18 protein-coding genes are annotated in these 23062 nt (G+C 47.9%); 8 read left to right on the top strand and 10 right to left on the bottom strand.

Features of this window, described 5'->3' with window-relative positions; all coding sequences use genetic code 11:
- Positions 1-17: 17 nt before the first annotated feature.
- Positions 18-791 carry an enoyl-CoA hydratase-related protein gene (locus tag DCW36_RS17670; protein WP_114781422.1) on the bottom strand — a complete coding sequence of 258 codons (774 nt, stop codon included), beginning with the start codon at positions 789-791 and terminating at the stop codon, positions 18-20.
- Positions 792-1970: 1179 nt separating this feature from the next.
- On the opposite strand from DCW36_RS17670, the gene fbp reads away from it, so the two are divergent.
- Positions 1971-2981, top strand: coding sequence for a class 1 fructose-bisphosphatase (gene fbp / locus DCW36_RS17665; protein WP_114781421.1), 1011 nt, complete (start codon positions 1971-1973; stop codon positions 2979-2981).
- A gap of 7 nt (positions 2982-2988) precedes the next feature.
- Here the strand turns inward: fbp and DCW36_RS17660 are convergent, their stop codons facing one another.
- The 4 genes from DCW36_RS17660 to yihA all read right to left on the bottom strand — a co-directional run bounded on the left by DCW36_RS17660 (position 2989) and on the right by yihA (position 4924).
- Positions 2989-3300, bottom strand: coding sequence for a hypothetical protein (locus DCW36_RS17660; protein ID WP_114781420.1), 312 nt, complete (start codon positions 3298-3300; stop codon positions 2989-2991).
- Positions 3301-3367: 67 nt separating this feature from the next.
- Positions 3368-3838 (bottom strand): DUF5606 family protein, encoded by a 471-nt coding sequence (locus DCW36_RS17655; protein WP_114781419.1) that lies wholly within the window; start codon positions 3836-3838, stop codon positions 3368-3370.
- A gap of 22 nt (positions 3839-3860) precedes the next feature.
- Positions 3861-4265 (bottom strand): energy transducer TonB, encoded by a 405-nt coding sequence (locus tag DCW36_RS17650; protein WP_114781418.1) that lies wholly within the window; start codon positions 4263-4265, stop codon positions 3861-3863.
- A gap of 53 nt (positions 4266-4318) precedes the next feature.
- Positions 4319-4924, bottom strand: coding sequence for a ribosome biogenesis GTP-binding protein YihA/YsxC (gene yihA / locus DCW36_RS17645; RefSeq protein ID WP_114781417.1), 606 nt, complete (start codon positions 4922-4924; stop codon positions 4319-4321).
- A 246-nt stretch (positions 4925-5170) separates the two neighbouring features.
- Between yihA and DCW36_RS17640 the strand changes: the two genes are divergently transcribed.
- The 5 genes from DCW36_RS17640 to DCW36_RS17620 all read left to right on the top strand — a co-directional run bounded on the left by DCW36_RS17640 (position 5171) and on the right by DCW36_RS17620 (position 11872).
- Positions 5171-6427, top strand: coding sequence for a tetratricopeptide repeat protein (locus DCW36_RS17640; protein ID WP_114781416.1), 1257 nt, complete (start codon positions 5171-5173; stop codon positions 6425-6427).
- A 1209-nt stretch (positions 6428-7636) separates the two neighbouring features.
- Positions 7637-9511, top strand: a complete 1875-nt coding sequence (locus DCW36_RS17635) for an OmpA family protein (protein WP_240676227.1) — start codon at positions 7637-7639, stop codon at positions 9509-9511.
- Between the two features lie 157 nt (positions 9512-9668).
- A complete protein-coding gene (ubiE, locus tag DCW36_RS17630) occupies positions 9669-10391 on the top strand; it encodes a bifunctional demethylmenaquinone methyltransferase/2-methoxy-6-polyprenyl-1,4-benzoquinol methylase UbiE (protein ID WP_114781415.1) in 723 nt (240 codons plus the stop codon).
- On the top strand, positions 10340-11107 hold the full coding sequence (porT, locus tag DCW36_RS17625; RefSeq protein WP_114781414.1) for a type IX secretion/gliding motility protein PorT/SprT: 768 nt from the start codon (positions 10340-10342) through the stop codon (positions 11105-11107). Before ubiE ends, porT begins: the two co-directional genes overlap by 52 nt.
- A gap of 3 nt (positions 11108-11110) precedes the next feature.
- A complete protein-coding gene (locus DCW36_RS17620; RefSeq protein ID WP_114781413.1) occupies positions 11111-11872 on the top strand; it encodes an SDR family NAD(P)-dependent oxidoreductase in 762 nt (253 codons plus the stop codon).
- A gap of 151 nt (positions 11873-12023) precedes the next feature.
- On the opposite strand, the gene DCW36_RS17615 is transcribed toward DCW36_RS17620, so the two are convergent.
- The 4 genes from DCW36_RS17615 to DCW36_RS17600 all read right to left on the bottom strand — a co-directional run bounded on the left by DCW36_RS17615 (position 12024) and on the right by DCW36_RS17600 (position 20022).
- On the bottom strand, positions 12024-13652 hold the full coding sequence (locus tag DCW36_RS17615; RefSeq protein WP_128396992.1) for a hypothetical protein: 1629 nt from the start codon (positions 13650-13652) through the stop codon (positions 12024-12026).
- A gap of 85 nt (positions 13653-13737) precedes the next feature.
- Complete coding sequence (locus DCW36_RS17610) at positions 13738-15339, bottom strand: hypothetical protein (protein WP_114781411.1); 1602 nt, start codon at positions 15337-15339, stop codon at positions 13738-13740.
- 239 nt (positions 15340-15578) lie between these two features.
- A complete protein-coding gene (locus DCW36_RS17605; RefSeq protein WP_114781410.1) occupies positions 15579-17084 on the bottom strand; it encodes an ATP-binding cassette domain-containing protein in 1506 nt (501 codons plus the stop codon).
- Between the two features lie 202 nt (positions 17085-17286).
- On the bottom strand, positions 17287-20022 hold the full coding sequence (locus DCW36_RS17600) for an outer membrane beta-barrel protein (protein ID WP_114781409.1): 2736 nt from the start codon (positions 20020-20022) through the stop codon (positions 17287-17289).
- A gap of 524 nt (positions 20023-20546) precedes the next feature.
- On the opposite strand from DCW36_RS17600, the gene DCW36_RS17595 reads away from it, so the two are divergent.
- Both DCW36_RS17595 and DCW36_RS22630 read left to right on the top strand, forming a co-directional pair.
- A complete protein-coding gene (locus DCW36_RS17595) occupies positions 20547-21848 on the top strand; it encodes an acetylxylan esterase (protein WP_114781408.1) in 1302 nt (433 codons plus the stop codon).
- Positions 21824-21964 (top strand): hypothetical protein, encoded by a 141-nt coding sequence (locus DCW36_RS22630; RefSeq protein ID WP_164891169.1) that lies wholly within the window; start codon positions 21824-21826, stop codon positions 21962-21964. Before DCW36_RS17595 ends, DCW36_RS22630 begins: the two co-directional genes overlap by 25 nt.
- Positions 21965-21976: 12 nt before the next feature.
- Here the strand turns inward: DCW36_RS22630 and DCW36_RS17590 are convergent, their stop codons facing one another.
- Positions 21977-22744: an SDR family NAD(P)-dependent oxidoreductase gene (locus tag DCW36_RS17590; protein ID WP_114781407.1), complete on the bottom strand. Its 768-nt coding sequence runs from the start codon at positions 22742-22744 to the stop codon at positions 21977-21979.
- Positions 22745-23062 lie beyond the last annotated feature (318 nt).

Below are 23062 nucleotides of genomic sequence, written 5' to 3'. Positions count from 1 at the left end.
TTATCGAGTAAGGAGTACTACTTTCCCTGGAAGTTTGGGGCACGTTTTTCCACAAAGGCCTGCATGCCTTCTTTCTGGTCTTCTGTGGCGAAGCAGAGGTAGAAGTTCTTGCGTTCAAAGTAAAGCCCTTCATGCAGCGTTGCCTCAAAAGCCTGGTTGACCGATTCTTTGGCTAACTGTACTGCCACCGGGGACATTTTTGTAATTTCGGAGGCCAGTTTAAAGGCTTCGTCCAGGTACAACTCAACCGGCACTACACGGTTAATCAGCCCAATTCGTTCGGCTTCCGGGGCAGATATGAATTTGCCTGTTAACACCATTTCCATGGCTTTTGCTTTGCCGATGGCCCTGGTAAGGCGTTGGGTACCACCAGCGCCCGGCATTACCCCAAGCTTAATTTCAGGCTGACCGAACACAGCCGTTTCTGAGGCAACAATCATGTCGCAGGTCATGGCCAACTCGCAGCCTCCACCCAAGGCAAAGCCGGAAACGGCAGCAATAACAGGTTTCTTTGTTTTCCGGATCTGGTCCCAGGTCGAGAATTGGTCGGCCTGCAGCATATCTACTGCTGATTTTTCTGCCATTTGCCTGATGTCGGCACCGGCGGCAAAGGCGCGTTCGTTGCCGGTGATTACAATAACCCTAACAGCAGTATCGTGGTCTAGCTGCTGCAAGGCATCCCGCAACTCGCGCATGAGCTGCAGGTTTAAGGCATTTAATTCGTTGGGTCGGTTAAGCTGGATTAAGGCGACATAGGGGTGCGCCTGTGGGGTTATGCGAATAAATTCCATAGCTAGCGGGCTTTTAGTACCAAAGGTAAATATACAGATTTTGTCCGTGCCTTAAGCAAGGCGCCCAGCTAAGCCAATGGTGCTGCTGCTACTCAAACAGGGCTTATAAAGCAACCGAAGAAATATTCCGGTTAACCCGGTTTGAGTAATAGTCGTCAGCTTGATCTTTGTCTTCCTGTGTGTGTGGAGGTAGTAAGTTATTGGTAGTTTTGTTTCCTGCAGTTCCCTTAAATCCTGGAGTTTTTAACATAGCCCCTGACAAGAGGAGCGCGAAAAGGAGTAATAATTTAAGTAAAAACGGGCGTGTTACTTTATCTGGAGTTTGCATAGCTTGATGGTAGTAGTATCAATAGTAAAGCAGTAAGTTCGGGTGCTGCAAAGCTAACAAAACTTTCTTATTGATAATATTTAATATTAATATTTTAAAATTATCATTATATTTTTATAGAATTATTAAACCAGCGCTTGTTCCGGAACAAGCCGACAGTCTTACAACTACGGACTTACTTTAGAATAGTTCGTCGGAATGCCCCAATTAAGAAAAAAATATATTTAAGCAAGTTAATTTTCAGCAAAAAGGCATTCGGACCATCGTTCTATGGCAGATCACCACCAGCTGTTTGGGAGTGCGTCTCCTTTTATAAAGGCCTCAAAATTAAGCAGGTATTATATTTAAAAAAACAGGTTTTGCTTATTTTTTTGCAATCATTCCAAATATTATTAATAAATTAGTAGGATCAACAGTTGAGGAGCAACTTGTTCAGGAATAAAACTGCCGGCTTTAGGATCTGTGTGTGATTGTAACCTCTGCGGATATGTGCCTTATGTTATAAACTTGCTAACATTTGTTATTTTAAGGAGCTGTAACAACTAGATTGTTTTGTTTTTGTAACTTTTATTCCTGAATTTTAAGAGAACGTTTTTCAGGTTTAGATAAGTTAACTGAACTTTATCGGCCAGTATTTGTTGGCATTTCTTTTAGGCGTAAGTACAGTGGTAAGAATAGAAAGTATTGTCGATTTGAATTTTTGGCAGGCAGGTTCGCCGGAGAATATATTTTTTGTACGCAATGTGCAATCGATTGTCTTGTGCGCTTGTCGTGTAAAGCCTACTATTCCTGCAGCCTCATTACCATACATTAAAACTAATTTATCTTATAGCTAAATCGTTACATTGTTTATGAATGACAAACTCGCACTGCCTGTAGGCACAACGCTCGACAGGTTCATCATGAGAAAACAAGAGGAGTTCCCGTATGCTACCGGTGAACTTTCGCAGTTGCTTCGCGACATTGCACTGGCAGCCAAAATTGTTAACAAGGAAATCAATCGTGCCGGTTTGATTGGCGTGACTGGCGCTTTCGGTAACCAGAATGTGCAGGGGGAGGAGCAGCAGAAACTCGATGTGATTGCCAACATTCGATTTATCCGGGCGTTGCGTAATGGGGGCGAGGTTTGTGCTATTCTTTCGGAAGAGGAGGATGATATTATCCTGACCGGCAATTCAAAAGGGAAATACATCGTGGCCATCGATCCGATGGATGGTTCCTCTAATATTGATGTAAACGTATCGATCGGTACCATCTTCTCTATTTACAGGAGAATAAGCGAGCCCGGTGACGAGAGTACAGAGGCGGATTGCCTCCAGCGCGGCACATGCCAGGTAGCAGCGGGTTATGTGGTGTATGGGTCTTCCACCATGCTGGTTTATACCACAGGTCACGGGGTTAACGGTTTTACCTATGATGTTTCGCTGGGTGAGTTTTTCCTTTCTAACCCAAACATTGTAACGCCAAAAACCGGGACAATTTATTCCTGTAACGAGGGCGGTGTTAACAGCTTTCCGGAAGGTTATAAAAAGTACCTCGAGTATTGTAAAGAAAAAAGCTATTCCGGGCGCTACATTGGATCACTGGTGGCTGATTTCCACCGGAACCTGCTCAAGGGTGGGGTATACCTGTACCCGCCTACAGCAAAAGCTCCAAAAGGAAAACTGCGCCTGATGTATGAAGGCAATGCACTTGCCTTTATTATTGAGCAGGCAGGTGGCCGGGCAACAGACGGATCGCGCAGGATCATGGAGATTCAACCAACTGAACTGCACCAGCGGTGCCCGCTGATCATCGGGTCTGAAGAGATGGTGAAGAAAGTGGAAGAGTTGCTGGCTGCCGAAAAGGCGGTGGTTGCCTAGTATTTTACTAGCGCTGTTTAATAATAAAGCGGGTCTGCACTTTTTGCAGTTCCCGCTTTATTATTAAACGGGCTATTCTAAAAGCAACTTCCTCTTCCGAAGCTGAGGTTAGAGCTATTTTTACCTGGTGTTCGTCTACATCTATCCGGTACAGGATGTGGAGTAGTTTGTTCAGGTCGGTGCGGAGCAGGTTGCCTACCACCGAGGCTATCTGCTGTTCCAATTCTGGTAAGGTGGAGGCCTTGAGCCGCTTTACATCGAAATATTTCTGCAACTGGTTTTTTGCGCCCGAAAATACAACAGGTGAATAGTCTTCCATAACAGAAAACGGGGAAAGGGAGTAAGGGGTTAAAAGAAGAAGGCCCTCCGGTGAGAAGGGCCTTCCGTTATTTTTTAGCTTTGTCTTCTGTACTTTCGGTATTTGCCGATACATCCGCTGGTTCGCCATCTGTTGAGGTTGCCTCTGAAAAACCGACGTGTTTGCTAACGATCTGGTACCAGTTCACCAGTTTTTTCATGTCAGAAACGTACACGCGTTCCTCATCGTACTCCGGCAGCACATCTTCCATAAAGGATTTATACTCCTCGTTGCTTGGTTTTTCGCTTAGTGGCAGTTCCTGTCCGTATTTCTGATGTACACGCTCAAACACTTCGGCTAGCGGAACAGTTGTTTCTTCATCGGTGGTGTAAATAGAAATTTCGTCCAGCAACGACATACGGTGACGTGCCTGCGCTACCAAACGGGTTGGTTTGTCAGAAAGGCTCTCTATAATCACACCACTGCGTGTTGGCTTCACCACCCGGTAAAGTCCGTTCATGCCAGAAATGGCTGCAACTTGTTTTAAATCGATCGGCATAATAAAGGGTTAAACTTTTTTGTTACAATTTAAACATAATTGGCACACTGCCTACTATACTATAACCAGGAGCATTAAATTTTAACAGCCTGGCCACCCGCAGTGCTTCATCGCCGGTTCCGGCGCCTACTTCACTTAATATTTTAAAACCTGAGGTAGAGCCGTCTTCATTCAGGGTAAAGCCAATGATGCAGGTACCTTGTTTGCGGTTGCGTTTGGCCAGCGGCGGATATTTTAGTTCGCTGTTGATAAACTTGTACATGGCTTCCACGCCGCCTTCGTAATGCTCTGCAACAGGAGGTGTTTTCTCCGGTACCCATACTTTTTCCTGCTTTTCAGTTTCGGGCTTCTGGGCTACGGTTTGTGCTGAGGCGGTGACTGCCGCAAAGGCAAATCCTAAAAACAATATCGAAAATTTACGTGTCATATTAAAAGTATTTAAATTACTGTAGTACTACAAAACAAAAATCCTGCCTAAAGCTACTGCGACTGTACCTGTGCGTTTACTTCATCAATGAACTTGAGTATTTCGTCGCGTCCTGTCTGGTCTACCGATGATGTTTTGAACATGCGGGGCAACTCGTCCCAGGTTTTCTTTAGGGTACGTACATACGCAGCTATCGTAGCGTCTGTTTTAATGCTGGACTGCTTGTCGGTTTTTGTAAACACTAACACAAAAGGCACACCCATCGTGCCAAGCTGGTTAATAAAATCCAGGTCCTGTTTCAGGGGCTCGTGCCGCGAATCGATCAGGACAAATACACAGGTAAGGTTCTCGCGCTTCTGGAAGTAAAAGTTGATCATTTTGCGCCAGCTCTCCCTGGAGTCCTTGCTGACTTTGGCATAACCGTAGCCCGGCAAATCTACCAGGTACCACTCGTTGTTAATAAGAAAGTGGTTGATCAGCTGCGTTTTGCCAGGCGACGAAGATGTTTTGGCCAGTTTGCTCTGGTGCGTAAGCATGTTAATGAGCGACGATTTTCCAACATTCGAGCGGCCGATAAAAGCGTACTCCGGCTTGTCGGGTGCAGGGCAGAGATCTACCCGCGTGTTGCTCACTAAAAACTTTGCTTCCTTTATAACCATACTGTGTGCTTTTGCAAGCTGCTAACAATTAAAATTTTGAGCCACAGTATTAAACTACAGCTATTCTTTTAGTAATTTCAGCCTTTCAGGCAAAAATCCTGAACCGGCAGGTAAAGTTACCATATATTTTTTAAACCGGTAGGTTGAAATGCGCCATTTCTGCCGGAGCAGCGGCTATGGTGACTGCAGCAGCTGATCTTTTTAACGAATCTGGGTGGGAAGATATTGGAAGATAGCATTTGAAAAATGATGCGAATTTGGTTTGTACTCTTTAGTCTGGTGGTGTTGGTGGTTGTTCGGACAGGGCAGCCAATACTAGCCGGCGTGGATAATGATGTCTTAAAAAAAGCCGACAAGGCTTTTGCAGCGCAGCAGTTTGCACTGGCAGCTGACCTGTATGTGCAGGTGTTGCAGCACAAGCCTGCTCATAAACTGGCAGCTTACAGGCTGGGTCTTTGTTACCTCGAACTAAGCGAACCTTCAAAAGCTAAGCGCTACCTGCACAAAGCCTATGAACTGGATCCGTTGGTGGCCGAAGATATTCTGGTGGCAATAGGCGATGCGCATCACCTTGCTTCTGATTTTGAGGAAGCCATAACTTATTTCAGGAAAGAACTGGCACGGGCTGCACGCCGGGATATGGAGAACATAGCGCTGCTGCAAAAAAGGATTTATGAGTGTGAAGCCGGTATTGTTTTGTCTGAGCTTCCACCGGTAGCGGAAGTTGCGAATGCAGGGGCAGGAATCAATTCTGAGTTATCAGATTATGTGCCGGTTCTGCTGCCAGGCGATACGGCTATGGTATATACCACCCGCAGGCTCTCAGCTAACGGGCTGGCTGCAGGAGTAGAGCAGATGAGGATTTCGCGCCTGAAAAATGGAGAGTGGCAGCCCTCAGAGCAGTTTCTGCAGTCCGAAAGTAAGCTGCAGCATCACGCCGTGGTTTCCGTTTCGCCCAACGGGCAGCAGCTTTATACCTATTATTCCGGTAAGGGAGGAGGATTGTTCTGCCTGAAGTGGCAGGGGAGCGACTGGAGTACGCCCGAGCGCCTGGGGAAGCCATTTAACAGGGGCGCAGCAGAGCTTTCGGTGCATGTAACCGACGATGGCAAATTTGCTTTTTTTTCGAGCGACCGGGAGGGAGGATACGGCGGCCTTGACCTCTATGTCTGTTACAAGAAAACCGACGGCACCTGGAGCGAGGCCCTGAACCTGGGGCCCAACATAAATACCAGTTTTGACGAAGACGCCCCGTTTGCCGATGTAACCACCAATACGCTTTATTTTAGTTCCAGGGGGCATAATTCGATTGGCGGTTTCGATATTTTTAAATCGCGCATCAGCAGTTCAGAATGGAGTAAGGCCGAAAATGTTGGCATGCCCGTGAACTCGCCCTTCGATGATATTTATTTTACGTTGGACAACAGCTTAAAACGGGGATACTTTTCTTCAGACAGGCCCGGAGGTTTTGGTGCAAAAGATATCTACAGCATAAATTTTTGAACCGGAGGTGTAGCCTTCTTCCGTTATTTCCGGTGCCCACACCGCCGCTTTTGTTCTGCTGCACCTGTCACCATAGCCTCTGCTGCATGGCTGTTTTGGGTTTTATGCGCCACGGTATAATTCCTTCATGATATTTTATAACACCGGATCATAGCCTTTGTTTCAGGAGCTAAATAACCGAATAAGTTTGTGTTTTTATGGGCTAACTGCGCCTGTTACCCTGGCTGAGTAGTCAGGGTTGCTTCACTAATGTGATTATTCTTATTGAGCTAATTTGCGATACTGGTCCGGGTGTCTTTTTTCGGGCAAGGTATTCTGTAGAAGTTAATAGGATTAAATCAGTACAGCTGGTGGCTATTGCGTATAGTAGCCGGACGGGTAAGGCAGGAGCCGGGAGATTGGTTGCTGCTAAAGATATGCAGGCAGAAACTACTCCGGAAACGATTGGTGGCTACGCATTGAAGGTGGTGTAAATGCTTGTTGTTCAGGTGGTAGTGTTGCATGTCTGTTTGTTTTAAACTGGATTTCGTTTCCGGGGTTGTTTTCTGAAAAATACCAGGCTACAGGGCCGTGTTAATACACTGAATCGGCTTCTGTAGCTGGTTTTGCAGCTGTTGGCAGCAGCAGCGGCATGCCTGTTTTGTTTGTTTAAATCCTGCTGTTAAGGCCGCTTACAGGGCAATTTGTTTTCAATAAAGATAAGTTAGGAGCTGATAATTAATTTGTTAGCTAAGGAGGGTGACGCCCCTGCAGGTTAGGCAACTGTGGTAAGTGTTTAAACCATATCTTTTCTCAAAAAACAGGGATGCGATTTTCTGTATCATCAATATTTCAAAAAATAGTTGAATTATTTTTTTTTAAAGCACTTATATTTATATTTACCTATATTTTGGGTTTAGATATATGGATATTAAATGTATCTTCGTGCGCCTGAAAATGTAAATTTTAAAGAACTGTTGCTTATGAATATACTTTTAAACTGATATACCGTATAGAAGCGAAACTTGGTCTTTTGAGGTGGACTTATTTGAAGTGCTCCGCCTGAAATGAATAATCGTAACAGAACTAGTGAATAACAAAACCACCAAACTCAAACAAACCCTTTACAACATGAACAACTTAGCCAGAACTTTTCCCAGGCTTTCACTGCTTATTGCTATTGCTTGCCTTATGGCTACTGTAGCAACTGCTCAGAGCAACCGACAACTCATGCGTAGTGGAAATAAGCTTTTCGACAGAGAGAATTACAGACAAGCTGCGACCTATTATGAGAGGGTAATTGCCAATGATCCAAACAATGCAGAGGCGCTTTACCTGGCTGGTGTCAGCTACGTGACGTTCGACAAGGAGAAATCCATGGACTATATCACGCGTGCCTACACCTTAAAGCCAAACATTGACCGTGATATTGAGTACTGGCTCGGCCGGATCAATCACCTGAACTACCGTTTCGATGATGCCATCCGTTACTATGAGCTGTACCAGCCAAAAATCCGAAGAAGAGACGATGCCCGTCGCGATGAAGTTGCTTTGCTCATCCAGCACAGCAAGAACGCGAAAAGAGAGGTGGCCAATCCGAAAGATGTTTTCGTGAAAAACCTTGGCGGCACCATCAACTCTTCCTACTCGGAGCACAGCCCGGTTATTTCTTCCGACGAAAAATACCTGCTGTTTACCTCCCGCAGCGAGGCCGCATCAGGTAGCAGAAGAGCTCCTGACGGCGAATTCTACGAAGACATCTTCGAGACCAGAAAAATTGAAAATGATGGGTGGGAAGAGCCCCGCTCTCTTGCCGGATCGCTGAGCAGTACGGTACACGATGCCTCTATCCAGTTATTCGACAACGATACCAAAATGCTGTTGTACCGCAGCCAGAACAATGGCGACATCATGTACTCCGAACGTGCCTCCGATGGTAGCTGGGGAGTTCCGGTAAGCATTGGCGACAAAATTAACACAAGAGATTTTGAATCTGACGCTTACATTACGCCGGATGGCCAGACACTGTATTTCTCTACAAGCCATTTTTCGGAAGAGCGCGGTGACCTGGATATTTATGTGTCGAAACGCCAGTCGAACGGCCAGTGGGGAGAACCACAAAGCATTGGAAATACCATTAACACCGACTTCGACGACGATAGCCCTTACCTGGCAGAAGATGGTACTTTGTACTTTGCTTCAAGAGGCCACAACACCATGGGCGGTTATGATATCTTCTCTGCCAAGTTCGACTCTGTTGCCAAAAGGTGGAGCCGTCCTGTTAACTTAGGTTCGCCGGTTAACACGCCGGACGATGATACCTACTACCGTCTGAGCCCTGATGGCAGTTATGCTTACTTATCTTCTTACCGCATTGGTGGCTACGGCGAGAAAGATATCTATACGATCAACTACATCCGTAACGTGCGTCTGGTTGGCCAGGTGTTTTCGTTACCTGATAGCTTAGCAATCCCTGGCGTTGAACTGATCTTCAGCGGTACACAAGCCGACAGACGCCCGATTTCTTACCGCGATATTACCCGTCCTGACTCCGGAAACTACGAAGTAACTGTGCTTTCAGGACGTAACTACCAGGTACAGGTATCGAAAGACGGGAAAAATATTACTACCCAGGAGTTTGAAGTTCCAATGGCGCTTAACGACACGACTTCCATTACCAAGAACTTCTATGTTCCGTATACTGATACTACTCGCGCTGTTGCTGGTGCTGATCGTTTCCAGAAGATCTACTACGATACCGACAAATATTACCTGCGCCCGGAATCAATCAAGGAGCTTGATAATATAGCCCGCATCCTGAAAGCCAATCCTACGATCAACTTAAGCATAGAAGGCCACTGCGATTCGCGTGCAAGCGATGAATACAACATGGAATTAGGTGATAACAGAGCGGAAGCTGCCTACAACTACCTTATCAAACAAGGTATCTCTCCACAACGCTTAGTAACTGTGAGCTATGGCGAGCGTCGCCCTGCAGTGCCTAACACTTCTGCCGAAAACATGCAGTTAAACAGAAGAACTGAATTCAGAGTAATCGAAAGACAACCTGAAGGCACAAACAATACAACAAACCCTACCAGATAATAATCCGTAAAGGCAGCAGCCATTGAGCTACTGTTGCAGCATACAAAACAGGTTGAGCCAACGCTCAACCTGTTTTTTTTTATATTTTACCTGATATGTTATGAATTAAAGTTTCAGGAGCCGTATTTTTGCCTGATTTTCATTTTATAAAGAGCCAATGGCGGTAGTACCCTATAAAGACCAGAATAACAATAAGAAATCGCAGGTTGCTGAAATGTTTAACAACATTGCCGGCAAGTACGATTTCCTGAACCACTTTCTCAGCGCTGGTATTGACATTGTCTGGAGGCGAAAGGCAATCCGGTTACTGGCGCCCGAAAAGCCAAAGCAGATCCTGGATATTGCCACTGGTACAGCCGATTTTGCCATAGAAGCGCTTCGTCTGAATCCGGAAAAAATAACAGGAGTTGATATTTCGGAAGGCATGCTGGCAGTAGGACGTGAGAAGCTGGTACGAAAAGGATTGTCCGGTAAAATTGAACTGCTCTACGGCGACTCCGAAAACCTGCCTTTTCAGGATAACACTTTCGATGCGATTACGGTAGCTTTCGGGGTACGTAATTTCGAGAACCTGACGCGGGGCCTGGCAGAGATGCACCGGGTGCTAAAGCCTGGAGGTACAGTTGTGGTGCTGGAATTTTCGAAGCCTACCCGTTTCCCGATGAAACAATTGTATCAATTTTATTTCAAGAATATACTACCTGTGGTAGGTAATTTCGTTTCTAAGGACCGGGCTGCCTATACATACCTGCCGGAGTCGGTGCAGGCTTTCCCGGATGGGCAGGCGTTTATTAATATTTTTCAACAGGTTGGATTTAAATCAACAAAATGGCATTCTCTTACATTTGGAATAAGCTCCATCTACACTGGCAAAAAATAGCCAAACCAGCTTTTATTGTATTGCTGCTCCTGGGCTGCCAGGGTACTGCACTTGCACAAGTTAAAATTAAGCAGGATAACAAGTCTAACTACGACGCCAAACGCGTTCATTACGGTTTTTACCTGTCGCTGCCGCTTACCAGTTACAAAGTAGAGCATTCGCAGGAGTATGCCAACCAGCTGAGCAAAGGCGCCAGTGCCATGACGATTAATCCGAAAATCACGCCGGGCTTTTATACGGGACTGGTACTGAACGTAGGGCTGGCCGATTACCTCGATTTCAGGTTTGTGCCGGGAGTTGGCTTTTACAGCCGTACCATCGAGTACGCCAACATACCCCAACCGGATGGGACTGCCTCCAAAACCGAAAATGTTACCCTGGGCGCTACCGTGATAGAATTACCTTTGCTGCTGCAGTATAAGTCGAAACGAAGGACCAATTACCGGATGTATTTTGTGGGTGGCATAAAACCGGGTATCGACCTGAACAGCCGCAAGAACGATCAGCCGGGCGAAGAACTACGGACGCAGGATTTTGACCTGGCGCTGGAATATGGGGTGGGACTAGATATGTTTTATCCTTTCTTTAAGTTTGCCCCGGAACTGCGTTTCTCGCATGGTTTAATTAACCAGCACATTGCGGACGATAACATTTATAGCCGTAACCTGCAGCGCATGACCACCAATAACGTTTCGTTTATCTTATTCTTCGAATAACAGATGCCCAGAATTGCGTTAGTAACGGGTGCTACATCCGGAATAGGCAGGGCTACCGCGCTATTGCTTGCCCGGCACGGGTACCATATCATTGCTACAGGTCGCAGAGCCCAACGCCTGGAAGAGCTGCAGCAGGAGATTACCTCGGTTCCGGTGCGCACGCTTATCTTCGATGTGCGGCACAGGGAGGCAGTTCAGGAGGCCATCAACAGCTTGCCGGAGGAGTGGAAAGCCATTGATGTTCTGGTTAACAATGCCGGTAATGCCCATGGCATGTCCCCGATCCAGCACGGAGCTGTAGATGACTGGGAGGCGATGATGGACATTAATGTGAAGGGGCTGCTGTATGTGAGCCAGGCCGTTATTCCCCTGATGATAAAACGCAGGAGCGGGCACATCGTAAACATCGGCTCTGTTGCCGGAAAAGAGGTATACCCGAACGGGAATGTGTATTGCGCTTCCAAACATGCCGTAGATGCTCTGTCGCAGGCCATGCGGCTTGACCTGGTGAAAGAGGGAATAAAGGTATCGGAAATAAACCCCGGGCTGGTGCACACCGAGTTTTCGGAGGTGCGGTTTAAGGGAGACAAGGATAAGGCCGATAACGTGTACAAAGGCCTGAAACCTTTGTATGCAGAAGACATTGCCGATATCATTGCCTTTATTGTAACACGACCGCCGCACGTGAACCTGGCCGAAGTGCTGGTATTCCCGGCGGCCCAGGCATCGGCTACGGTGGTAGTCCGGAACCAGGAGGAGGAGTAGCGGCCTGAATCAGCAGCGCTCTTTTTTGCTGTTTTAGTTCTGCTGCAGCTGCCACCACAGCCGCTGCTGCTCACGCAGGAAAGAAAAGCTGTTCCAGTGGAGGAGCAGTGGCTGTGGTGGCAGCTGCAGCAGATTTTTTAAGCCAGTAAAATCAGTTGAGGTAATACCGCAGGAGCCAGCCTTCGCCTATGTATTTGTTTGCCGCCGGATTATCGTTTACCGTTACCTTTGTTTTTTTAGCCACATCGTAGGTGTTGCGGTACATAGAGTCTTCGATCGCTATTTTTTTTGCCAGCTTTTTGTTTTCTGTTGTAACGGTGTAGGCATCTTCTCCGGCACCCCCCCAGATATTGATCTCTATTTTAGGCGCCACATTTCCCTTCACCACAAACTGATCGTTGCCGTCGAGCCCGTAGAGCTGCAGTACCTGGGTGACGTTGGCATCATACACCCTGTCAAAGAAGAGGTACTGCACATCGCCATCCTTTTTGGTTTTATAAACCTGCACCTGCACCTGGTTTTCGGATAGCACATTTACCTCGAAAAGCTCGTGTTTATCGGTGCCTACTACCACTGCATTGCAGGAGAGGTATTTGTAGTAAGACGCAGCAGCAGCAGGAAGCTGGGCGCGCCTGCTTTTCAGTTTTGCCATAATGGACGGAGCTGTTATTTCGTAAATAGTATCGGGCATCCTTCTGAAGGCCTTTTCAATTACCTCATCCGTCAGCGCTTGCTGCACACTGTCAGCCACCTCCTGCCAGTCCTGCAGGGATAGCTCCGCCAGAAGGATCTTATCGAGGTTGTGCCCGCTTTTGTTTAAGTCTGACAGGTTCTTGATCTTGGGACGGAATGTCTGGAAGTGGCTTTTGAGCCCGGTGCGCATGAACAGCCAGGGGATGATGGCATCATTCAGTTTGTAAAATACATTGTCGCGGTCTCTGGGGATAGCCCTGTACATTAACATGGAATCCTGTTTAAACTCGGCCCAGCGCCAGTTGTCTTCGTGGCGGCTCCAGTCGCCTATAAGCATATCGAAGAGGCGGGCACGCAGAAAATAACGGGCATCAACCCGGGTGTCGTTATCATAGATCCGGTCTTCCAGCATGGATTGGGTACTGGTCACTTTTTCGGCGTTGCCCATGGTGGGGTTGTTGGATTGATCACCAGATGGACGTTTTTCGAGCAAAGCCACCATGCCGCCAATGTCGTCGAGGTACTCGCCCAGGCGCGGGTCGTGCGGTACGTACACCAGTTCTGGTTTTACATGGTAGATGTTGAGCGCTTCCAACATAGGCGGGAGCGTGAGTGCAGCATAGGGAAGCGTGGCAGAGGTAGCATCGCGGGCAATGTTGGCAATGTAACTTTTCTGCCACTTTTCGGGCAGGGCGCTGGCGGGCTCCTTGTCAATGGAGCGAAGCACATATTCTGTTCCTGCCGAGTCTTCAAGGCGCAGGTTGATGGTTTGCCTGCTGCCGCCCAACTGCAGTGGTTTTAATCCGCCTTTGGCTGTGCCTATGTCCAGCACTTCTACTTCGACAGGGGTGGTCCAGGCGGGGCGATAGTGTTTGCCATAAAAGAACGTGTGCAGCCTGCTGCGGTCGTAGTGCTTGCCGGCAGCTACTACTATGGTGCTGTCGCTGTAGTCGGGTACGTTGGCTGCAACTGGTTGTGGTGGAGCGGGTACTTGCTGCACCGTATGACTGAATCGTTCGCTGCAACTGGTAAGCATGGCGGCTGTAGCGCCTATTAGCAGGTTTATTTTTAGCAAGTATTTTTTCAATTGGTATTTGTTCATGTAGGGAGCGTGTAAACTTGTGGGTTTCTGGTTGGTTTTTGTTTTACTGTTGTCCGGGTGTAGTGGCTTTCTAAAATCCTTCACGGTCGAAAGCATGGACGCTCACATCGTTTTTCCTGTTGTCTTTTGTTTCAGGTCCGCCTTCCAGGTCGGTCCCGTTTTTGGTGTCGTACACGATGGTGTGCTTGCTCCATCCTTTTACGCGTGAGGTATCCTTTATCTCATCTTCTCCTCTTCCGCCCACTATCACAACCGGTATTCCTTTCTTAACCTCGCCGCTTACGTTAAATTTATCATCCTCGTCAAGACCGTGCAGTATGATCCTGTCGGTTTCGGAGCGATAAAACACACGATGATAAGTCAGTTTATTATCAGAGTTACGTTTTACAGTAACGGCGGTTTCTTCGTCGTTGAGTCGTTTTACCTCAAACAGGTCTTCTTCGTCTGTTCCGATCACCATTACCTTTTTTGCCAGGACCTTATAGAACTCGCGTGCCGCGTAAGGAAGCTGGTCGCGCCTGCTCTTTAGTTTGGCAATAGTTGTTGCTCCTTCCAGTTTGTAGACTGCATCCGGGTAATTCCGAACAGCCCGCTCTATTACCTCGTCGGTCAGGGCGCTTTGCAGCTCGAGCGCTATCGAATCGAAGTCCCGGGAGGTGAGTTTAGACAGGGCGCGGCTGTCGATAAACTTCGCATTTATGTGCAGGGCATACACGTCTTTATAGTCCCGGGTAAAGGTTTCGAACTTGCGTAGGGGCGCCCATTTCCTGCTGAACAGCCAGGGAATGATGCCATCCCCAAATTTAAAGAAGGCGTTGTCGCGGTCTTTGGGAATGGGCCGGTAAATGGTTTCGCCGTTTTCTTTGTACACCGCCCAGTTCCATTGCCCCTCGTGCCGGTCCCAGTCGTTGATAAAAATGTCGAAGAGGCGGGCTTTACCGAAGGCCTGCTGGTCGATAAAATGATCGTCTTCGTCAAAGCGTTCGTGGAGCATGTTGTCTGAGCCGACTACATCGATGGCTTTGCCGAGGGCAGAGGTTATGGATTTTTTGTCGGTGTATTTTTCTTCGATCATGAACAGGCGGTCCTGGAATCTTTCGCTGTTTTCCCCGAAAGAGGTATCGGTAGGCAGCACATACACCAGTTCCGGCGTGGAATGCGGAATACCGGCGGCTTCGATCAGGGTGGGCAGTACCAGTGCAGCATACGGGTTTATGGCAGAGGTCTGGTCGCGGAGCACATTGGCAACAAAGGTCTTTTTCAGGAAGCCGGGCAGGAGATCGATCGGGTCTTTGTCAATGGAGCGGAGGGCGTAGGAAAAGCCGTTTTCATCTACCAGGGTAAGGCTGGTGGTTTGCATGCCGCCGCCTAGCTTATCAAACTTAAGACCGCCTTTGGCCACATCCATGTCAAAAACCTTTACCCGGACCGGTGCAGTCCAGAGTGGGCGGTAGTGTTTGCCCCAGAATAGGTTGTGCAGGCGGCTTGCTTTGTAGTGTTTGCCTGCCTTCAGTGTTACACTATCTACGTTGGCCTGCGCGTCACTTTTTAAAAGCTCATATTGTGCTGCATCTGTCAGGGGGGTGGGAGCGAAAAATTGCTTACGTGCACAGCCAAACGAAAGTACAGCGATAAGGACAGGTAAACTTACCTGTCTGAAGCTAGCTATCATATAAAAGGGTTCAGTCGGTGTTTTCTGCCCCTATCTAACGTAAAATCGCTACAATGTTTTCATATGAATGCGCACGACAGGCCGGGAGTCAACCGGAAGGTGTACATGGCGGGTCTTTTGATGTGCAAAGGCAGTGGTGGGAGTGGCTGCAGATTAAAATCTGCCCGGACAGGTGCAAAAAGTTCACTGCTCCTGCCACCACTGCCTTACCTGAAGCCCGAGGGCCGGTTTTTGTGTGGTTACACCACTTTCCCGTTCTCCAGGTGCAGTACGTTGGTAATGCTTTGCGGCAGTTCCTCCAGGTAATGTGTTACATAGATGAGGGTGGTCGGGCTGTGGGCGCAGATGGCATCGAGGAGCTGCCGGAACTGGAGCTGTTCGTGCAGGTCCAGGCCCTGGCAGGGTTCGTCGAGGATAAGCAGGGCCGGGTTTTTGACCAGCGCCCGCGCCAGCAGCGCACGCCGTTGGGTACTCGCCGAGACCTCCTGGAACGAGTTCGCCGCCTCCTGGTCGATTTCGAGCAGGCGCATCCAGCGCAGGGCAATGGCGGCATTGGCTTGTTCGCTTTGCCTGAACAGGCCCAGCGTGTCGTACATTCCCGATTCTACTACTTCGTGGCAGGTGCTGCCTTTGGGGAAGTACTGGAACAGCTCCGGCGACACAAAACCGATGCGCCGGCGGATGTCCCAGATCGATTCGCCGCTGCCCCGTTTGCGGCCAAAGAGCGCTATCTTTTTGGCGTACGACTGCGGATTATCGCCGTTGATGAGGCTGAGCAAAGTAGTTTTACCGGCTCCGTTGTGCCCCAGCAGCGCCCAGCGCTCCCCCTGCCGGATGTGCCAGTCCACCCCGTCGAGCACCTGCTTGTCGCCGTATTTGATGGAAACATTGTTCATCTGCACAACAGAATCGTAAACCGCCGGCGGGTTGTAGGACAGTAAATCGAGCAGTTCTGCTTCGGGCAGGGCAGGGGGTGGCGTGAATACAACCTGCTCCGGCTCATACTCCTCCCGCTTCTCTGTCTTTTCTAATTTCCCCTTTTTCAAAACAGCTACATGCGTGATGGCATCGGGTACTTCTTTTGGCGAGGTGGCCATAATGACCGTAATGCCGGAAGCAGCAATCTGGCGTAGCGTTTCATTAAAGGCGGCACGGGCGTCTACATCCAGCCCCATCAGCGGGTTGTCCATGAGCAGCAGGCGTGGATTTTTGAGTAGCGCAGCCGCCAGCAGCACCCGTTTTGTTTCGCCGTTCGAAAGCTTGATCAGGTGCTTGTGGCGCAGGTCGGTAAGGTTGAACCTGGCGATCACTTTTTCCAATGTCCAGAAAGCGGGCACTCCTGCGGCCGGTTTAATAGTTGCTAAGTGGCGTTCTACGGTGAGGGCGTCTTCGGAGTCGTAGGAGTTGTAGCGCTGCTGGTAGTAAAAGCTCTGGACGTTGCACAGGTTCGTGAAATCGTGCTTCTGCGGCACGGTTGCCTGCAGGTCCAGGAAGGTGGTGAGCGGGTTGTGCTTTTCCAGTTGCTGCACGTACTCCTGGAAATAATGATGCGTCACGCTGCCCCTGGTCACGTTGTTTTTGCCGGCAATGGTATCGAGCAGGTCGCGTTTGCCCGAACCACTCTCGCCCACCAGCGCCCACAGCTCCCCTTTATTCACACGGAAAGTCAGGTCGGTGAAGAGTGTATTGGTCAGGTAGCGAACGGTGATGTTGTTGAGCGAGAGCAGTGGCTTTTGAGCAGGCATTGGTGTTTCAGAATCTGTTTTGCCTGCAAAGATACTATTTTAGACCGTTGATAGTAGTGATGGAATGATGTATGTGATTTTACATTACCTCTTGCAGACGACTGAGAATAAGTTGAGTTCTATTAATTCATGAATCCATTCTCAAAAGCAAACATGAAATCACAAAAATCATTTCATCACTACCATCAACGGTTCAGATAATTTACTTCGTTACCGTCTTGTTAAAGTTGTACTGGAACGTGAGCATGAAGTAGCGGCGCAGCACGAGTTGGGTGCCGGTAGATTGCTCTCTGTCATACACATAGCTGTAGATACCTCTGTTCTCGTTTAGGAGGTCGAAGCAGGTTAGTTTCAGCTGCCCTTTGTCTTTTGGGAGCATCTGCAACGACACAGACCCATGCAACAGGTTAGTTGATTTCTGAAAGCCACGCTGTATGAGCGAGTTGTAGGTGTATTGTTGGTTAAGTTCCCAAATTACTTTCTTAGGCCACGATACCCGTATCATGTTGTTCAATCGGTGGCTGAACGAGTTGATATTGTTTTCGGTGTTGACGGCGTACCTGTTGAAATTTCTGGAGTAAGAATAGTTTGGCTCCAGCTGCACAAGCTCTTTCCAGCTCAGGGAGAAATAGCTGCTTAAGCCCGGGCTGTACTGGTGCTGCGTGTCTTCCTGCTTGTTCATGTATATTGGCCGCATATTGGTGTTCATATTAAGCGACAAGGAAATTCTGGCCTGGATATCATGCACCTTCTTAAAACGTTTGCTTACCTGCATATGGCTCCAGGTATAACTGTATACACCCGAATTAATAGGTTTATTAAAAGTAGTGCCTTCTGAGGCATCTACGATAGTGGCTTGTATAATTGAGTTTTCGTCGAGGGAGGCATTGGTACTTATGTTGTAATCGATCTGCGATGCCGGTATATTTTTTCGGTACGACATATAAACAGAGTGGCTTTTAACTGGCCGCAGATCCGGGTTACCCGACGACCTGTACAAGCCCCAGACCATAACAGCTGGTTGTAACTGCGAGATATAAGGCTGCCGCAAATTCATGTTGTAGTTAATCGATAACTGCCCAGCAGAATAACTAAGGCTTGGTAGCACGTGGTAATAGCTTCTGTTTATTTCCTGGTCAATGCTTTTGAAGGTATTAAAGACATTCTGCTTTTGCAGAACAGCCGATGCCTGCAACCGCTTTTTATTAGAAATGTTCCAGGTTAGGCCTGGGCGGATACGGTACGTCAGTTGATCACGCTGTACATCTGAGCTCTGGTCGGGCAGGAATTCCTCGGTCAATTGAGTTTCGGGGTTATACTTATAAGTTGCTCTTTCCTGTATGTTGCCTTCGTAGAGGGTGCTCAGAGTCCAGTCGGAGACTACCTTCTTCGAAAGCGGGTGGCGGTAGTAAATATCAAAGTTGCCGGAGTTGGTTGCCTCTTCGACTAAAAGCTCCTGGTTGCTAGGGATATTGTTTGTTAGTATATTGCCGTTCCGGTGTTTGTATTGGACAGCGTGTGCCAGTATTAGGTTGGTACTGTTGCTGGGGTTAAGGCGCAGGTTATTTGTGATATTTATGGACTGATCTTTCTTTTTGAAGCGGCGGTAATAAGCTAATCTGTGTTCATAGCCCATGCTGTTGCCATTTCTTCTGCCATCGTTGAGCTGTGTAGCTACAGTATTGCCATAGTTGTTTTCGGTAAGGCTGTTTTCCCTGGATATGCTACGATATTCGTTGAAAGAAACTTTAGGTTGGTACCGAATATTAGAGGCGGTATCTACTGTCCATTGTAGCAGTCCGTTTATGTTGTGCCTTGTCTGGAAGTTTGTGTACCTGGAGCTTCTGTCGGTGAATAAAGTTGTGTCTGTTTTTACCGGCAGGATAGAATAACCATCGCTCTCACTGTTATTTACCGAATTGTTGTAAAAATACATCAGGTTGGTTTTTAGCTTTTTGGGGAGATCGTAGTTCAGGTTAAAGCCACCGGACCCGATGTTCTGTATGCCCCAGCTTCTGCCGCCCACATCCACACCCGCCTCGTAGGTGGAGGTGCCGCTCCTGCCGAAGCCGCCGAGGCTATGCAGATCGCTGTTGGAGAAGGCAGCCCGGTTTACGTTGTTGCCGAACCCAATTACGCTCAGCTGCAGCGTGTCGCGGAACATGTTCAGCATACCCCCTGCTTCAAAACGGTCGCGAGTGCCCTGGCCGGCATACACTTTGCCAAATACACTTTTCTTGATGGCCCGCTTCAGCTTCAGGTTAATAATTTTATCTACCTCTGCATCGTTTTTCAGGCGGTCCGGGTCATTTTCGCGGTCGTCGATTACTTGTACCTTGTCAACCAGCGAAACGTCTATGTTTTTAGAAGCCACGGTAATATCGCTGGCAAAGAAGTCTTTTCCATCAACCGTTATTTTCGATACTTTCCGTCCGTTCACGGTAATGGTACCGTCAATATCTACCTGCAGGCCGGGCAGTTTCTTGAGCAGGTCTTCTACCACGGCGTTGGGGCGGGTCTTGAAAGCTTCAACGTTAAACTCGATGGTGTCTTTTTTGAAAACAACCGGCTGCCGCTCCCCGGTAACCGTTACTTCTGCCAACTGAACATTTTTGCTTAGCTTTATGCTTCCAAAATCCAGCGTTTCACCTTTCTGCAGCTGAATAATCTTGCGGAAGTTCTGGTAGCCCACAAACGAAACTATCACTTTCAGGGGCTGCTCTGCCGGCAGGTTACGCAGCGTGAATGTGCCTTCTTTGGTCGTCAGCGTGTACGAGATCAGCGACGAATCCCGGGGTTCTACTACGGCTACTGTGGCATACTCCAGGAGCGAAGCATCTTCGCCATCCGTTACCGTTCCTGCTACAGCACCCCGGTTTTGTGCCTGGCTTACCGATACTACCAGTACCAGCAGCAGGAGAAAGATAATTTTTTGCATACAATTAAACGTAAGTCTTAAAAGTTTTTAAGTGTACTCGTTAGGCGTAAGCGGAACTATCGGAAAATTGGTAAAAGGAGAAGGAATGCGGGCAACATTGCTTCCTGAGTGTCCCTAAGAGACTAGTTTGCACAGTGATAAAACTGATGGGTTAGACTGGCGACTGCTCGGGAGAATTGGATTGTGATAAAATAGGTGCTATTTTTTATAAATATATTAGATTTATTCCATTGTTCAATGCGTTTAATATGAAAATTTTGTTGCCGATGTTTAAATTGTTCAACGATAGTTTCAGTCCTGATTTCGTTATTATTTAGAATCAAGAAGTTATCTAATTTTTAGCTGTTTTTGTGACAGTTTAAAAACTACCAAAAAAACTATAGACTAACATATGCTGCAACAGGCTGCTGCTCAGGTGCAGGAGTAAATAAAACGGAATGACTGATTGTAAGGTGAATTACGTTATTTTTGCCTGTCATTCATTTTCAAACCTGATGCTCCCGAATATCCAAACACCTGTTGCCATGAAAGTCTTTTCTCACCTGTTCTTACTGTTTGCCTGCTTTTTATTTATTCTCTCTGCTGCTGCCCAGAATTCGCCAGCACCTATTAAACTAGTTAATATTGTACTCACTCCCAGTGCTGCAGACTGGAAATACAGTGTAAACCAAAATGCTACCGTTGAAGTAAGCGTGCTGAAGTACGGCGTGCCGCTGGAAGACATTACCGTAAATTATGAATTTGGTCCTGAAATGCTGCCTGCTGAAAAGAAAGGGAGTGTGGTACTGAAAAAAGGCCGTGCTAAAATAGACCTGGGCACAAGCAAACAACCCGGCTTCCTGCAGCTGGTGGTGCGGACGGAGCACGATGGCAAAACCTACAGCGACATGGTGAAAGTCGGCTTTTCGCCCGAAAAAATTGCACCTACCGTTCCCTTACCCAACGATTTTGTAACGTTCTGGGACGCCGCCAAAGCAGAAGCTGCCAAAGTACCGATGGATGCTGAAATTACGCCACTGCCCGAGTATTCTACCACCACCGTGGATGTATTCCTGGTGAACCTGCAAAACTACAAAAAAGGCCAGCGCCTGTATGGTTACCTGTGCAAACCCAAAGCCCCCGGGAAGTATCCGGTGCTTTTTGCGCCACCGGGCGCGGGCGTTAAAGCTACTACTCCTTATACCGGTTTTGCGGAGCAGGGCTTTATCAGTTTCAGCATCGAGATACACGGTATTAACCCCATGCTCGACAAGGATACTTATAAAAACATCAGCAATGCCTTTGGCGACTACATGTACATCCGCCTCGACGACCGCGACAATTACTACTATAAAAGCGTGTACCTGGGCTGCGTGCGGTCCGTGGATTTTCTGACAAGTCTGCCGGAGTTCGATGGGAAAAACGTACTGGTTACCGGCGGAAGCCAGGGAGGAGCACTGGCTATGGTGACAGCAGCACTGGATAAAAGAGTAACGGCATTGGCTGCTTTTTACCCTGCTTTGAGCGATATGACGGGCTACCTGCATGGCAGGGCAGGAGGATGGCCGCACCTGCTCAGCCCACGTAACCAGCCCATCACAAACAAACCCGATAAATTGCGGACCATCAGCTACTACGATGTGGTAAACTTTGCCAGGCAAATTAAAGCTCCGGGCTTTTACTCCTGGGGCTACAACGACAATACGTGTCCGCCGACCTCGGTATATGCCGCTGTCAATTCGGTTACAGCACCCAAAACCATTGCGATCACACCCATCTCAGGCCACTGGCGCTTCGAGGAAACCAATCAGGAGTCGCTGGAGTGGCTGAAGAAGCAATTGAAGTAGGGGGAGTAGAGGGGAAAATTCTGCTGCAGCTGCCACCACACCCTCTGCTGCTGGCAGCTATAAACAAAAAAGCTGAAAGACTTGAGAAATCAAATCTTTCAGCTTTTTTACTGTAGTAATTTTATGTACTAGCGCGCCATCCAGCCGCCATCTACCAGTAAGATAGCACCGTTTACGTAAGCGCCTGCTTCCGAAGCCAGGAACACAACCGGGCCTTTGAAGTCTTGCGGCTCACCCCAACGACCGGCAGGAATACGGTCCAGGATAGCTTTAGAACGAACCGGATCGGCACGCAGCGCCTCGGTGTTGTTGGTTGCGATGTAGCCAGGAGCGATACCGTTCACATTTACGCCTTTAGAAGCCCACTCGTTAGCAAATGCTTTCACCAGACCCGCTACTGCCGACTTACTTGCTGTGTAACCCGGTACGTTGATACCACCCTGGAAGCTGAGCAATGAGCAGGTGAATACAATTTTTCCGCTTCCTCTTTCAATCATGTCTTTACCAAACTCACGGGTCAGGATGAACTGCGCATCCAGGTTCACAGAGATAACTTTATCCCACCAGGCATCCGGGTGCTCCGCTACCGGCTGACGCAGAATCATACCTGCGTTGTTGATCAGGATATCGATGGTGTGGTTTGCTTTTACTTCGTTGATGAAATTGTATAAACCATCTCTGTCGGAGATATCTACTACATAACCTGTAAACTCGCGGCCCAACTCGCGGATGGCTTTCTCGGTGTCGCCGCCTTTGATGGCTTCCACGTTAGAAGCGCCTACAATGTTTGCGCCGGCTTCTGCCAGTGCAATAGCCATTGCCTGACCAAGACCTGTGTCGCTGCCTGTTACCAGGGCTGTTTTCCCGGTAAGTTCAAATTGCTTAAGAATACTCATAACTAATTTTGATTATGGTTGTTTGCTAAGTTTCTGAATGAGTTGTTATACCAGGTAGTATTTACTCACTTCCATAAAGTATTCTCCATTTTGTCATCCCGAAGGGAACTTGTGGGCTAGCTGCACTTAGGCCAGCTAAAAGAAGTTTCTGAAACGGAAGATAGATTCTACTATCTGTTATTATACCTGCTAAAGTAATCAATAAACTTTTAACAATGGAATTCTTATATAGCAAAATTTTATACAGTTACACGTTGGGCTAAGCCAAAAACAAAACTCCCCGCCCGAGTTGCCTCGAGCGGGGAGCTCTTGATATTG

The organism is Botryobacter ruber (assembly GCF_003347595.2).
Taxonomy (GTDB): Bacteria; Bacteroidota; Bacteroidia; order Cytophagales; family Hymenobacteraceae; genus Pontibacter; species Pontibacter ruber_A.
Note: the sequence above shows the minus strand (reverse complement) of the source record. Positions and strands in the feature narration are given on the sequence as shown.

Coding starts and splice junctions, on each gene's coding strand:
- DCW36_RS17670 (WP_114781422.1), bottom strand. CDS start 791: ATGGAATTTATTCGCATAACCCCACAGGCGCACCCCTATGTCGCCTTA.
- DCW36_RS17620 (WP_114781413.1), top strand. CDS start 11,111: ATGCCCAGAATTGCGTTAGTAACGGGTGCTACATCCGGAATAGGCAGG.
- DCW36_RS17610 (WP_114781411.1), bottom strand. CDS start 15,339: ATGATAGCTAGCTTCAGACAGGTAAGTTTACCTGTCCTTATCGCTGTA.
- DCW36_RS17590 (WP_114781407.1), bottom strand. CDS start 22,744: ATGAGTATTCTTAAGCAATTTGAACTTACCGGGAAAACAGCCCTGGTA.
- DCW36_RS17660 (WP_114781420.1), bottom strand. CDS start 3,300: ATGGAAGACTATTCACCTGTTGTATTTTCGGGCGCAAAAAACCAGTTG.
- DCW36_RS17650 (WP_114781418.1), bottom strand. CDS start 4,265: ATGACACGTAAATTTTCGATATTGTTTTTAGGATTTGCCTTTGCGGCA.
- yihA (WP_114781417.1), bottom strand. CDS start 4,924: ATGGTTATAAAGGAAGCAAAGTTTTTAGTGAGCAACACGCGGGTAGAT.
- DCW36_RS17640 (WP_114781416.1), top strand. CDS start 5,171: ATGATGCGAATTTGGTTTGTACTCTTTAGTCTGGTGGTGTTGGTGGTT.
- DCW36_RS17635 (WP_240676227.1), top strand. CDS start 7,637: ATGCGTAGTGGAAATAAGCTTTTCGACAGAGAGAATTACAGACAAGCT.
- DCW36_RS17595 (WP_114781408.1), top strand. CDS start 20,547: ATGAAAGTCTTTTCTCACCTGTTCTTACTGTTTGCCTGCTTTTTATTT.
- ubiE (WP_114781415.1), top strand. CDS start 9,669: ATGGCGGTAGTACCCTATAAAGACCAGAATAACAATAAGAAATCGCAG.
- porT (WP_114781414.1), top strand. CDS start 10,340: ATGGCATTCTCTTACATTTGGAATAAGCTCCATCTACACTGGCAAAAA.
- DCW36_RS17605 (WP_114781410.1), bottom strand. CDS start 17,084: ATGCCTGCTCAAAAGCCACTGCTCTCGCTCAACAACATCACCGTTCGC.
- DCW36_RS17655 (WP_114781419.1), bottom strand. CDS start 3,838: ATGCCGATCGATTTAAAACAAGTTGCAGCCATTTCTGGCATGAACGGA.
- DCW36_RS17600 (WP_114781409.1), bottom strand. CDS start 20,022: ATGCAAAAAATTATCTTTCTCCTGCTGCTGGTACTGGTAGTATCGGTA.
- fbp (WP_114781421.1), top strand. CDS start 1,971: ATGAATGACAAACTCGCACTGCCTGTAGGCACAACGCTCGACAGGTTC.